The 13843-nt window shown below is 33.8% G+C and carries 14 protein-coding genes; all 14 read right to left on the reverse strand.

Features of this window, described 5'->3' with window-relative positions; genetic code table 11:
* Positions 1-53 precede the first annotated feature (53 nt).
* The 14 genes from MHH66_RS26245 to fabZ all read right to left on the reverse strand — a co-directional run bounded on the left by MHH66_RS26245 (position 54) and on the right by fabZ (position 13675).
* The gene (locus tag MHH66_RS26245) at positions 54-1163 is read right to left on the reverse strand and encodes a glycosyltransferase (RefSeq protein ID WP_165689464.1); all 1110 of its coding nucleotides are present in this window, start codon (positions 1161-1163) and stop codon (positions 54-56) included.
* 39 nt (positions 1164-1202) lie between these two features.
* Positions 1203-2309, reverse strand: coding sequence for a glycosyltransferase family 4 protein (locus MHH66_RS26250; protein ID WP_078184869.1), 1107 nt, complete (start codon positions 2307-2309; stop codon positions 1203-1205).
* 4 nt (positions 2310-2313) lie between these two features.
* Positions 2314-3513 (reverse strand): ATP-grasp domain-containing protein, encoded by a 1200-nt coding sequence (locus tag MHH66_RS26255; protein ID WP_207553935.1) that lies wholly within the window; start codon positions 3511-3513, stop codon positions 2314-2316.
* A 72-nt stretch (positions 3514-3585) separates the two neighbouring features.
* A complete protein-coding gene (locus tag MHH66_RS26260; RefSeq protein ID WP_078184870.1) occupies positions 3586-4215 on the reverse strand; it encodes a sugar transferase in 630 nt (209 codons plus the stop codon).
* Between the two features lie 14 nt (positions 4216-4229).
* Positions 4230-5237 carry an NAD-dependent epimerase/dehydratase family protein gene (locus MHH66_RS26265; protein WP_078184871.1) on the reverse strand — a complete coding sequence of 336 codons (1008 nt, stop codon included), beginning with the start codon at positions 5235-5237 and terminating at the stop codon, positions 4230-4232.
* Between the two features lie 39 nt (positions 5238-5276).
* Entirely contained in the window at positions 5277-6491 is a 1215-nt protein-coding gene (locus MHH66_RS26270; RefSeq protein WP_078184872.1) for a DegT/DnrJ/EryC1/StrS family aminotransferase, read from the reverse strand.
* A 107-nt stretch (positions 6492-6598) separates the two neighbouring features.
* The gene (locus MHH66_RS26275) at positions 6599-8410 is read right to left on the reverse strand and encodes a polysaccharide biosynthesis protein (RefSeq protein ID WP_078184873.1); all 1812 of its coding nucleotides are present in this window, start codon (positions 8408-8410) and stop codon (positions 6599-6601) included.
* A 60-nt stretch (positions 8411-8470) separates the two neighbouring features.
* Entirely contained in the window at positions 8471-9352 is an 882-nt protein-coding gene (gene bpsC, locus MHH66_RS26280) for a UTP--glucose-1-phosphate uridylyltransferase BpsC (protein ID WP_078184874.1), read from the reverse strand.
* 246 nt (positions 9353-9598) lie between these two features.
* Entirely contained in the window at positions 9599-10366 is a 768-nt protein-coding gene (locus tag MHH66_RS26285) for a tyrosine-protein phosphatase (protein WP_078184875.1), read from the reverse strand.
* 109 nt (positions 10367-10475) lie between these two features.
* A complete protein-coding gene (locus tag MHH66_RS26290; protein ID WP_078184876.1) occupies positions 10476-11180 on the reverse strand; it encodes a CpsD/CapB family tyrosine-protein kinase in 705 nt (234 codons plus the stop codon).
* Positions 11170-11913, reverse strand: a complete 744-nt coding sequence (locus MHH66_RS26295; RefSeq protein ID WP_078184877.1) for a YveK family protein — start codon at positions 11911-11913, stop codon at positions 11170-11172. The genes MHH66_RS26290 and MHH66_RS26295 overlap by 11 nt, the downstream gene beginning before the upstream one ends.
* A 260-nt stretch (positions 11914-12173) precedes the next feature.
* Entirely contained in the window at positions 12174-12851 is a 678-nt protein-coding gene (locus MHH66_RS26300) for a CpsD/CapB family tyrosine-protein kinase (RefSeq protein WP_078184878.1), read from the reverse strand.
* A gap of 93 nt (positions 12852-12944) precedes the next feature.
* Positions 12945-13130: a hypothetical protein gene (locus MHH66_RS26305; RefSeq protein ID WP_139359383.1), complete on the reverse strand. Its 186-nt coding sequence runs from the start codon at positions 13128-13130 to the stop codon at positions 12945-12947.
* Positions 13131-13240: 110 nt separating this feature from the next.
* Positions 13241-13675, reverse strand: a complete 435-nt coding sequence (fabZ, locus tag MHH66_RS26310; protein WP_000931959.1) for a 3-hydroxyacyl-ACP dehydratase FabZ — start codon at positions 13673-13675, stop codon at positions 13241-13243.
* Positions 13676-13843: the final 168 nt, after the last annotated feature.

Raw genomic sequence — 13843 nt, forward strand, 5'->3', positions numbered from 1 at the left:
ATATTCTTTATTTCATCTCAGAAATTTAAACTTATATACCTAATCTTAATCAACTATTTTTGGATGAGTTTATTCCAGCTGTTCATATTATCAGAAAAAGAAAATTCATCCGACCATTTAGCGTATGCACATTTGCTAAATTCGCGCCATTTTATTGGTTCCATGGATAATTCCAAAATCGCGTCCATCCATAGTTTAGGATTTTCATTATCCTCAACTAAAATGCCACATTTCCCATCCACAACCTCTTCATTATATCCAACATCTGATGCAATAACTGGTAGACCAGTAGAAATATACTGCACTAGTTTAAATCCACCTTTTCCTTTGGTATATGCACCATTAATTAATGGCATGATTCCGATATGTGCATTATATATCTCTTTCTTAGCGATATCTCTTGTCCATGTAATATTTCTAATAGCTAAACTTCTAGTCTCACAATTAATTGGTTTATCACATACGATTGTTAGTATTAATTTCTTACTTGATGCCTGAAATAATTTTTCTGCTGCATCATCCAAAGCATCAATTATTCGGAGGAGATGTCTAATATTACCACTTGTAGCCACCCACACTAATCTGATTTCATCACTATAGGTATTAATTCTATTTTCCATAAGTTGGACTGGATTAAAACCTTGTAAATCTCCATCAGTAGTTGGCATAAGTTGTACTTTTTTTTTGAAGGCAGGATTTATTTTCTCCTTTAGAAAATTATTAGTTACAATAATATTCTTACTATATAGTTCCAATATGTTTTTTTGTCTATTAGATATCTCACCGCTTATAAAAATGTAATCATCAAAATCCCAATATAATTTTGTTCTTTTTGTGAGCAACTTAATCAACCACAACAGATATAATGGACTATATCTAGGACAAAAAGTTTTAGATACGATTACATAATTGGGTAATCTAAGATTATCTATGATTAAAAAATAAGATACTCGAATAAGCATTACTAGATAATACAAGCAGTCAATTAGACTCCTTAAAACAATATTTTTAGACGAGTTATTACGTTTTAACTTATAAATTGACTTTGGAGCAATTTCTCGAATAAAGACTTGCCCTTCGAGTCCATCTGCATATTGGACAATTCGATAATAACTTGAAGGGGTAAGCTCTTTATTCCTAACATATATTGATATTCTATTCATACACACCATTCTCTCTCAATCTATATTAAAAAGGAGTCACTAATTAAAAATAGTAGATATAACTATCTGATTCACCTTATTAATATCAAACTTCTCTTCAGCTATCTTCCTCGATTCACTACTCATTTCCACCACAACATCAGGGTTTTCAATCATCCAACATATTTTTTCTGCCAATACCTTAGGATTTCTTGGCTCCACTAAAAATCCGTTAATACCATCTTTAACCGTTTCCCTACAACCTGGAGAATCTGTAGTGATAATAGGTCTTCCCATTGACATAGCTTCTAAAACGGCCCTTGGTACGCCTTCTCTATAAAAAGATGGAAACACGAAAGCTCTACTCTTCCTAATAAAAGAAGACACATCCTTTGTTGCTCCATGATAAGTAATTATTCCTTTAGCAATTGCCGAATTCACCTTAACCCAATCAATACTTTTATCCCAATCGTCCTTTGGTCCCACCAAATGAAAATTTGCAGATGGATACTGTTTTTTTACCATACTTGCTGCATCAATAAATTCATGTATCCCTTTAGTACCAGTAACTCTTGTTATAAGTAAAAAATCATTTTCTGGATGCAAAGGTACTACGGGATACTGCTCCACATTTACCCCTGATCCATTAGTTCTACCGGCTTTCTTTTTAGGCAATAATTTGGACTTAATTAACAGCTCGTAATCATCTTGATTTTGAACAAGAATTTTATCAGAACTACTGAACGCAATTCTTAACATAGGGAATGCAATTAAGCGCAATAATTTAACCCTAAAGTTGTTACTCATAAATAGCGTGCCTACTCCATTAATAACACAAACACGCTTTCTCACTCCTGCCAACTTAGCTGCAATAGACATGGCAGGAATAATTTTCATTCCATATACAAGAAGACAATCAATTTTTTCATTTTCAAATATTTTCTTAAGTGCTTTGATAAACTTTAATTCTTTCAAAGGATTCTTATTACCCCTTGAAGCAAAATCCTTTAAAGGTATGTGCTTATCACCATCTTTATCAACATATACCTCATTAATATTTTGGTCTAAAAAACATACAGTGTGTCCCATTTCGCGAATTCTTTTATATAATTCAAAACGATAACCTTTTGCGAATCTTGTACCAGATTCTGTTATCAAAATATTCATCTAATTATTCTCCCTTAACAACTGCAATATCAATTAATTTCATTGCTTTATCACAAATATTAACAGCATCTTTAGCAGTATCACCCGTAGTTATAATAAATCCTATTCTACTTAAGCTACTGTTGATTTCTCCGATTTCATCATCCATTTCTTTCACAAAGTTAATCTGCTTCACACCTTCAACTTTTTTTGCATTTTCTATTCCGTTAATAGATTTCAATATACCCACTTCAGTTTTAAAATATCTGATAGCAGATCCTTTGCTATATTTAGCACCTAAGCTTGGTTTTTCACCCAAGGCAATTTTGATAGAGCACTCAACCATATCAACTCCTGTAGATAAAGGCGTCAAGTGAGTTGTAATATTATCTCCGCCCAGCCTTGCACCAATTTCTATAACTTTCGGGCCATCAGCTGTGATTTTCATTTCAGTATGTGCTGGTCCGTTTTTTATTCCAATTGCTTTAACCGCCATACAGGCAACTTCCACAATTCTTTTTTTCATCTCATTATTATAGCGGGTCGGCTGAGAGTGCCCCATCTCAACAAAGTAAGGAGCACCCGTGGTTATTTTATCGGTAATAGCAATAACATGCACCTCGTTATCAACACTAAGTGTCTCAACACTTATCTCCTCACCAATCATGTATTCTTCGACAATAATTTCCCCACTTCTTGAGTATCTTTTACTGTATTCAAATGCATTTTCAATAAGGTCTGTATCTTTAAAATCTTCGATTAAAAATACACCTCTGCTACCAGAATTATCCACAGGTTTTACAATGTATCTACTTCCGAACATTTTTATTGCTTTCAGGTAATCTTTTTTTGAAGAAACTCTAAAAAATAAAGGGATAGGAACATTGTACTCAGCTAATGACTCTCTCATAAAGGCTTTGTTTGTTGCTTTTAGGGCAGTGTCTGTACTCACCCCAACAATCTTTAATTCTTTCGCAACAGCAGCAACTGTTTGCATTGGCATATCGCTAGCTAAAGTCATTACTCCATCAATATTGTGTTTCTTCGCTACCTCTACCACCCCTGAAACATCTATTGTGCTGATAACTTCACTCACATCAGAATATTTAAATCCAATAGCGTTTTTATCCATATCAACTGCAATAACATATAAACCCATTTCTTTAGCCTTCAATATAGCGGGAAGCTGTAAAACACTTGCTCCAAGAATCATGATTTTTTTCATACTGAGCCTCCTGTTTACTAATACATACAATCTAAATACTGAAACCCTCAATTACTCAGATGCTAATTCTGTCTATTTCATTTCATCACTAACTTCTTTTTTATCAATATCATTTTTGCCTTCTCTATAAATATTTTTAGATAAAAGTACACTTTTTACAGTCATGATTAAAATTTTTATATCAAATAAAAATGATACATTCTGTACGTAAATAATATCATTTTTTATCTTTTCCTTAGTACCTACAGAATTTCGATTAATCGCTTGATTATACCCCGTAATTCCCGGTCTAACTTTGAGTATAATTCTTTCTTCTTTTGTATAGTTGTTTAACCACATTGCTGAGTCTGGCCTAGGACCAACAAAAGCCATATCACCTTTTAAAATATTTATAGCCTGAGGAATTTCATCAATGCTCGTTTTTCTAAGAAATTTCCCCACCTTTGTAACCCTTTCATCATTATCAGAATTATAAGTAGAACCATCTTCCATGCGTATATCCGGAGCATTCACCTTCATCGATCGGAATTTAAACATTTTGAATATTTTGCCACCCTTTCCGATTCGGTCAGCAAAATAAAATACCGGTCCTCTATCTTCAATTTTTATTGCCATGCCAACAATAATAATGAGTAGCAGAATAAATGGCATCAATATCAGTGAGAAGATGAAACCCAATATTCTTTTAATTACTTTATACATATTTGTTCCTCCGCTTAATATTTAAATAGATTCTTAAATTTATTTTCATCCAAATCTTTTTTATAATCTGTCATCATAAATTCAAAATCAGAATACATTGGAACAAATCCAAAGTCCCTTTTCGCTTTTTCCATACTAAAAATATAGGATGGTGTATTATTCTGGATTTCCGGTTTATACTTTATCTTCGATTCTCTATCAGGTGAAGTGGCGAAGACTTTCGAAATCACCTCAACTTGTCGCTGGAGTGTTACTGCTTTTCCTGATGTCATATTATATAATCCCGATGTTTCATTACTGTTCATCGCTAAATAAAAGGCATGCGCTACATCTTTAACGTATACAACATCCCTACTCAAATTTTTATTACCATAAATCGTAATATCATCTCCTACAACTGCTTGATCTATAAATACCTGTAGGCCTGATTTCACATAGGTTCCATTGATATATAAAGATCCATGGGGTCCCACACCATAAACCGGTGGTAATCTAAACACTGCGTTTGACATTCCATGTTGTTGATTATAATATTCCATAATATCTGTCGCTGCATTTTTTGACATAACATATGCAGCATGATCGCCTTTATATATAAAACCTCTTGGTTCATCCTCGGTTAACGGGCGATTTTCATTCCAAGAATTATATACATCCGCATACGAGCAGGTTGAAATGACACGTTTTATATTATTTGTCCTACAATATTCTAGTACATTTATCGTTCCAATAGTATTTATAGCAAAATAATCCGCTGCATTCTCCGCCTCATCCAGATTGACTGGAGCATTAGCAGGTAATAACCCACCTAAGAGAATTACCCCCTCGACTCCATCTGTAGGTAATTTGCTAAAGTCCTCTTTATTGGTTAAGTCCAGATTTATATACTTAACGCCAAGACCTTCATAATAATCCTTAAACCTATCATTTCTACCAGTTACAATAATCTCACATTTTTGCTTTAATAATTCCTGAACTGTATATACACCAATAAAACTTGTAGCACCTATTAATACTATCATTTCGTACCTCCTGAATTATATTTTAATTTATGATTTAATTTACATATTTAATGCCTTAGTTAACGTATCGCACACATATTCTATATCCTCATCATTTAGTAAAGTATGAAGTGGTAATGTAATCTCATTTTTATACATACTATAAGCATTAGGGTAATCTTTAATATCAAAACCTAAATTTTTATACGCCGTTAACATTGGTAATGGTTTATAATGAACATTACTCGATACGCCCATTTCGGCCATCTTAACAATTATTTCATTTCTTTCAAATTCCTCAATATTAGGTATTCGCGCTAAATATAGATGACCTGACGAAGTGAATCCCTCCCCATAATGTTTCAAACTTTTAATTCCCAAAGGTAATAAGGCATTATCATACATCTCAATAATTTCTCGACGTCTATTCATCAGTTTTTCATACCTATTTAACTGAACTAGTCCAATGGCAGCCATAATATCTGTCATGTTACACTTATAAGCTGGATAAACTATATCATACTCCCATGCACCTTTTTGAGTTTTAGCTAAAGCATCTTTAGATTGACCATGAAGGCTATATAGCATAAATTGTTTGTAAAGCCATTCATCATTCAGTCCTAGATTATTTCGCCAAACCACTGCGCCACCTTCAGCTGTTGTAAAATTCTTTACAGCATGAAAAGAGTAACAAGTAAAATCTGCAATTTCTCCACATTTCATGCCATTTCTTTCAGCTCCAAAAGCATGAGCAGCGTCTGTCATTACAATTACTCTATTAAATAAACTCTGAATATCATTGTTAGGTTTAAATAATTCTTTTCTGCTCTCTACTACTTTATATATAGTATCGTAATCACACATTTTCCCTGCAATATCAACAGGAATAATTACCTTTGTTTTCTCTGTAATCGCCTCAGCAAGTTTTTCATAGTCCATTTCAAATGAATCTGGTGCTGTATCAACTAATACAACTTTTGCACCTACATGGTCAATAATAGAAGCAGATGCTGTATACGTATATGCCGAAGTAATAACCTCGTCACCAGGTCCAACACCTAGAATACGGAGCGTTAGCTCCATAGCTGCTGTTGCAGAATTTAAGCAAGCCGCTTTATCTACACCAATATATTCAGCTATTCTCTTTTCTAATTCTTTCGTCCTAGGTCCTGTTGTAATCCATCCCGACTTCATTGCTCTTACAACTTCTTCAATCTCCGCATCTGTAATATCCGGTGGAGAAAATGGTATATTTCTTTCTTTCGTAGCAATCATTTAAACTCTTCCTTCCTGTATTTAACTCCAATATAATTTATATATCTGCATATAAAAGATAAAAACTTATACTAATAATTAGCATAAGTTTTTATCTACTCTTGAGTTTAGACGTCTATCTGAGTTTCATTATTTGCAATATCTAAAAGTCTATTTTTTATATCCTTTTCATCCATTTTTTCGAAATCATTTATAAAGCCTCTTAAAATTTCTTGATCTATTAGAACAGCTTTTCCTATATGAATTTTAGGGAATATTTGTTCCGGGTGAATCTCACCTTCATTTAATAATTCTTCATACATTTTTTCGCCTGGTCTTAATCCAGTAAATTCAATTCCGATTTCTTCAATTGAATAACCCGAAAGCGTAATTAAATTTTTAGCTAAATCAACAATCTTTACCGGCTCTCCCATATCAAGTACGAACAATTCCCCACCTCTAGCTAACGTGCCCGCCTGAATAACTAACCTCGAAGCTTCTGGTATTGTCATAAAGTAACGAATCATATCAGGATGAGTGACTGTTACAGGCCCACCTTTTTGAATTTGCTTCTTAAATAATGGGATTACACTTCCCCTACTCCCAAGGACGTTACCAAACCTAACCGCTACAAAGCTTGTATTACTACTAACTGCTGCCATGTGTTGCACAAGCATTTCAGCAAAGCGTTTTGTTGCTCCCATTACATTTGTAGGATTTACTGCTTTATCCGTAGAAACCATTACAAAGGTATTTACTTTAAACGTATCAGCCGCTTCCGCTACATTTTTCGTACCAAAAATATTATTTTTTACAGCCTCTTCAGGATTACGTTCCATTAAAGGTACATGCTTATGCGCAGCTGCATGATATATGATATATGGTTGATGCTTTTTCATTATTTCAAAGATTTTATGTCGATCTTGTACATCAGCAATCTCAGTCGTAATTTCCACTGCATCTTTGTAAGTAACTCTCATTTCCATTTCAATATTATAAATACTATTTTCACCATGTCCTAAAAGAACAATTTTGGCAGGCTTATACTTCATCACTTGACGACAAATTTCTGATCCAATCGATCCACCAGCACCTGTTACTAAAATTGTTTTACCTGCAATCTTTTCTCCAATTCCCGCATCATCTAATTGAATTGGTTCTCTTCCTAATAAATCCTCTACTTGCACATCACGGAATTCATTAACTGAAACTTTACCATCTAAAAGATCTTCTAGCATCGGTACAATTTGAGTTTTCGCCTTAGTTTTTCTACACTTCTCAAAAATTTCGTTTATTTGATTTCTCTTTAATGAAGGGATTGCGATAATAATATGCTCTATGTCATTGTCTTCTACAATTTCTTGAATATGATTTGTTGTACCAACAACTGGCACATTATAAATCTCTAATTTTTGTTTATTTCTATCATCATCAACAAACGCAATTGGATACAAATCAGCTTCCTTATTATGTAGTAACTGTCTTATTACCATAGTCCCTGCTGAACCAGCTCCAACAATCAATGTTCGTTTTTTATTCGCATCCTTACTAATATAAGTATCACGGAACATACGCCATACAAAACGAGAACCACCGATTAATAGTAAATGTAACATCCATGCGATTGCTAAAATTCGAACATAAATATCATGATTTATAATTTGTTGCACGATTGCTGTTACCAGAATCGATAATGTAATCGCCTTAAATATTTGCTTTAATTCCCCAATGCTCGCATATTCCCACGCTTTATTATATAACTTATACATAGATGCAAAAATATGATGACTACATAATAATGTAATGGAACTAATAATAACTGTCGTAGGAATTTTACTTAATACATTGGGGTGTACAAACCAATAACTTAAATACACGGCAGTTAATACAATAAATGAATCTAATAAAATTAATAATGAGAGCCGCTTTCGATAACTCAATATACCTATTCCCTTCTTTATATAACTTGTCTCTTATTGATAATAAAAAAGGACATTCTCTTATGAATGTACCTCATCTTTTTTTATAAGTTTCGTCATGTATTTCATTAAATCTGCTTTCAATTCTTCATTTTGAAGTGCCATCTCAATTGTCGTCTTAATAAACCCAAACTTCTCTCCAACATCATAACGAATACCTTCAAAATCATAAGCAAATACTCGCTGAATTTCATTTAATCGTTGAATTGCATCTGTTAATTGAATTTCTCCACCAGCACCTGTTTGTTGATTTTCAAGGAATGTAAAAATTTCTGGTGTTAATACGTAACGTCCCATAATCGCTAAATTGGATGGCGCTGTGCCTTCTGCTGGCTTCTCTACAAATTGACACACTTGATAGCGGCGATCATTTCGTTCAACTGGATCAATAATACCGTAACGATGTGTTTCGTTTTCTGGCACTGTTTGTACACCAATAACGGATGATTGTGTTCCTTCATACTGGTCCATTAGTTGGCGTAAACATGGTGTTTCTGCTTGAACAATATCATCACCAAGTAATACCGCAAATGGCTCGTTTCCAATAAATTTACGTGCGCACCATACTGCATGCCCTAAACCTTTTGGTTCTTTTTGTCTTATGTAATGAATGTTAATTTTCGAAGAAGCTTGTACTTTTTCAAGTACTTCATGCTTTCCTTTTTCAAGTAGATTTTGTTCTAACTCAAAAGAATGATCAAAGTGATCTTCAATCGCACGTTTTCCTTTACCAGTAACAATAATAATATCTTCGATTCCTGATTCTATCGCTTCTTCTACTATGTATTGAATTGTCGGTTTATCAACGATAGGTAACATTTCTTTCGGCATTGCTTTCGTTGCTGGTAAAAACCTCGTTCCCAGTCCCGCAGCTGGGATAATCGCTTTTCTTACTTTTTTCAAATCTATTCCCCCCCAACATTGATTTATCTATATGTAGAGATAACAAAAACCCTACCCATAGAGTCATATTTATAACTCCATAGGTAGAGTTTCTAAGTATAAATAAACTATGGGCATCTAACCCAACCTCACATCATACTCCCGACGACAAGCGTCTAAGGTAGGCAAGAAATAAAAATTTCTACCCACAGCACAACCGAGTGCCCCCATTGATAATGGTTAGGAGACATCACCCAAACTCTTCAATTAAAAAATACCGAACAATTTTTTACGACGAATTTGTTCTGGATCTTCTTTATAAATTGTTTTTCCGCTAATTAATAAATACGGATTTTCTTTTAAATCACTCATAACGTTCATTCCGAATTCTTTTCCGATTAATTCGTAGCTTTCTCCTAAATGGAAATCTCTTGATGTCGTGTTATGTGCATCTGATGCGATCATGTGTGTTAAGTTATGCTCAACAAGTTGTAGTGAAAATTTCTTAATCTTTTTTCCGAATTTCCCTAAGAGACTTCCTGCCGTCACTTGTGTTAATGCACCTTTATTTACAAGGTTATATAACTTATCTGGCCGCTCGATTAACTCGGCATTGCGTTCTGGATGAACGATAATTGGGATCATCCCTTTAACGCGTAGTTCATATAATAGTTGTTCTGCATAGCGAGGTACATGATTAGATGGAAACTCAATTAATATGTATTTATTCGTTTCGTTTAAAGTAACGATTTTACCAGCCTCATAGTCTTCAAGTAAGTCACCATATAATCTGACCTCTTGCCCTGGTAAAACTTTGAGTGGAATTTCATTTTGTTGTAGTTCATCATTTAATTGTTTCACTTGATGAATAATAGAAGTACGTTCGTTTACATATTTTCCATTTTGATGGTGTGGTGTAGCGACAATTGTATGAATTCCTTCTTGTACAGCCTTTTGCGCCATCGCTAAACTATCTGTTACGCTTTGTGCTCCGTCATCGATGCCAGGTAAAATGTGACAATGTAAATCAATCATTCTTCTCATCCGCCCCCTCGTATAGAAATCTTTTTTCCTTTGAATATGAGATATATCTCATATTCAAAGGAAAAAAGGAGATATGTTCTTAGCATATCTCACTTTTTAATTAGTTCGCACCGTAATAATAATATAAGCCTTGCTCACGTTCACGATCGTTTAGAACAACACCTAACAATTTACCTTTTGCAGATTCTAATAATCCTTTTGCTTTTACCGCTGTTTCCTTTTCTGTCGATTCACTACGAACGACAAGAATAGATGCATCACATACATTCGCCATAATTTGTGCGTCTGTTACAGCTAAAATTGGTGGTAAATCAAAAATAACTAAATCGTACATACTATATGCTTGAGCAAGAAGCTCTTGCATCGATTTCGAACCTAATAATTCCGCTGGATTTGGTGGGATTGGGCCGCACGCTAAAAAGTGTAAATTATCTACATTTGTCGTTTGTATACACTTCTCTAAACGTTGACTATGCGTTAATACATTCGTTAATCCGACAATATTGTCTACTTGGAACATTTGATGCATCGCTGGTTTACGCATATCTGCATCAATTAATAATACTTTCCTTCCTTGTTGAGCAAAAACAACTGCCATATTCGCTGTCGTTGTCGTTTTCCCTTCACTTGGGTTCGCAGATGTTACCATAAGTGAATGCAAGTTTGTATCAACAGATGCAAACTCAATATTCGTTCGAATATTACGATATTGTTCTGAAATTGGTGATTTCGGTTGTTGATGAGCAATCAGTTGACGACGTTGACGATGATTTTTTTTCTTTTTAAATAAACTATTAAGAACCAATTGTCTGTCCCCTCACTTTTCTTGATGATGGCGCATGCGATTTCACGTTCATTGTTTCTTCATCCATACGAGCTACAATACCTAACACTGGTAAGCCAAGTAAGTTTTCTACATCCTCTTCTTTTTTCACTGTGTTATCTAAGTATTCTAGTAAGAATGCAAGACCAACTGAAGCCATTAATCCAACAACGAAAGCAATTGCTACGTTTAACATCGGGCGTGGTTTAATTGGAGATTGATTTTCCGCAACTTCTGCTTTTGATAATACAGTTACGTTATCGACATTCATAATTTTAGCAACTTCACCTTTAAATACATCCGCAGTTGCATTTGCAATATCACGAGCTACTTTTGGATCTTTATCCTCAGCTGTAACAGAAATGACCTGTGAATCTTTTTCATTCGCAACATTAATCTTTCCTGTTAAAGCTTGCGCTGTCATATTTAAATTTAATTTTTCATTCACTTGATCTAAGATTACTGGACTTTTAATAATAACCTTATATGTATTCGTTAATTGAATATTTGTTTGTATTTCACCGGCTTGAATCATTGTACCCTCTTGCTTCTTCTGATTCACAAGAATTTGCGTTGAAGATTGATAGATTGGTGTCATGAAGAAGAAGCTAATGATAGCACTTACAATAGCTGCACCAAAGGCGATTACGAGGATCATTGCTAAACGTTTTTTTAAGATATGAAATAACTCTTTTAGACTAATTGTTTCTTCCATAAGTTCCTCCAACTTTCTAAAATTTACACATAGGAAAAATTATAACATATAAATCTTACATTTTTCATTTTTAATAATTCAGTTCTATATTCGTTCACAAGAAACAAGTTTAATCTTACAAAATAATCTTAAATATGACAACACATTCCAATCATTTTCCAAAATTTTTATTTTATCATGTTTTTCATGCTGTGTAACTTGATAAAGAATTTTCAGAAAACAATAAAAAGCCAACAAAAATTTTGTTGGCTTTTTATATTTTAGTAATAACCATACTGCTCTTTTTCTTCCTTTTTATCGTTTAAAACGACACCGAGTATTTTGCCAGATGCTTTATCTAAAATTTGTTTCGCTTTTACTATTTTATCTTTTTCTGTTTTTTCACTGCGCACGACAAGTATGATTCCATCACATTTGTTCGCAAGTATTTGTGCATCGGTAACCGCAAGAACTGGCGGTGTGTCTATTAAAATCATATCAAACATGTTATATGCTTCTAGTAATACCTCGTCCATTACTCGATTCCCTAACAGTTCCGCCGGGTTTGGTGGTATTGGACCTGATCCCATTAAATATACATTCTCTATATCTGTCTTTTGAATACATTGCATTAATTTTGCTTGTCCTAATAATACGTTCGTTAATCCATTTGAATGGTGAATTGCAAATAAGTTTTGTATCGTTGGCTTACGTAAGTCGGCTCCGATTACTAAAACTTTTTTTCCTTGTTGACCGAAAACAACTGCTAAATTTGCAATTGTCGTCGTCTTTCCGTCACCTGGATCTGCTGAAGTGACAATAAGAGAACGAATATGAGTATCTACAGATGTAAATTCAATATTTGTACGAATGTTGCGGTATTGTTCTGTAATACGCGATTTAGGCTCTTTATGTGTAATTAATTGTTTTAATGGCTTTCTTTTCTTTCTCCCGAACATGTTCTAGTCTCCTTTTTTTAAGTGCGACCTTTTCCTTCTATTTCTATATGCTCGATATACACGCCCATTTCATTCATGATCGATATATTACGCTTATTCCCCACTTATTTCCACTGTTAAATCCATCCATTGCCACCCATATCTAACCATAATCCATACCGTTCTATTTTGTCCTATACAAAGACCGTAACAATATGACAATAGCTTCATTTCTTTTATATCTTTATCATTTATCTCAAAAACGAGATAAATGATAAAGTAATTATATGGTAATTCCAATTAGTTTACAACTAATATTCTGACTAGTTTGTATTTTTATATTTATATTGATATATATAGTAAATAAAAAAATCTTCTTGTATTTTTACAAGAAGATTTTTTTATTCTATCTATTCTTTTTTATCACCAATTGCAAATGTAATTTCAGCTTCACACGCAACTTCACCATCTACTGTTGCGATTGCTTTGCCTTTTCCGATTGGTCCACGTACGCGTGTCATTTCTACTTCTAAACGAAGTTGATCACCTGGGCGTACTTGTTTTTTGAAGCGGCAGTTGTCGATACCTGCGAAGAAAGCAAGTCTCCCGCGGTTTTCTTCTTTCTTTAATACAGCAACTGCCCCAACTTGTGCTAATGCTTCTACAATAAGTACACCAGGCATAACTGCATAATCTGGGAAGTGTCCATTAAAGAACTCCTCGTTTGCAGATACATTTTTAATTCCAACCGCTCTTTTCCCCTCATCCACTTCTAATATTTTATCAACAAGTAAAAATGGATAACGGTGAGGAATGATTTCTTTAATTTGTTCTATATTTAGCATGTAACAATCGCCCCTTTTGTAATATTGGTCTTACCACTTGGACATATTGTTATTATCCCATTTTGTTTATTATTTGTCATTATAAAGTGAAACTTTACTTCCTATGTATAAAAAAATGCATACACTCTATTCCATTAAAATAGTTGCACTTCCCAGCAACTGACACGG

The sequence above is a fragment of the Bacillus sp. FSL H8-0492 genome (genome assembly GCF_038006145.1).
Classification (GTDB): Bacteria; Bacillota; Bacilli; order Bacillales; family Bacillaceae_G; genus Bacillus_A; species Bacillus_A mycoides.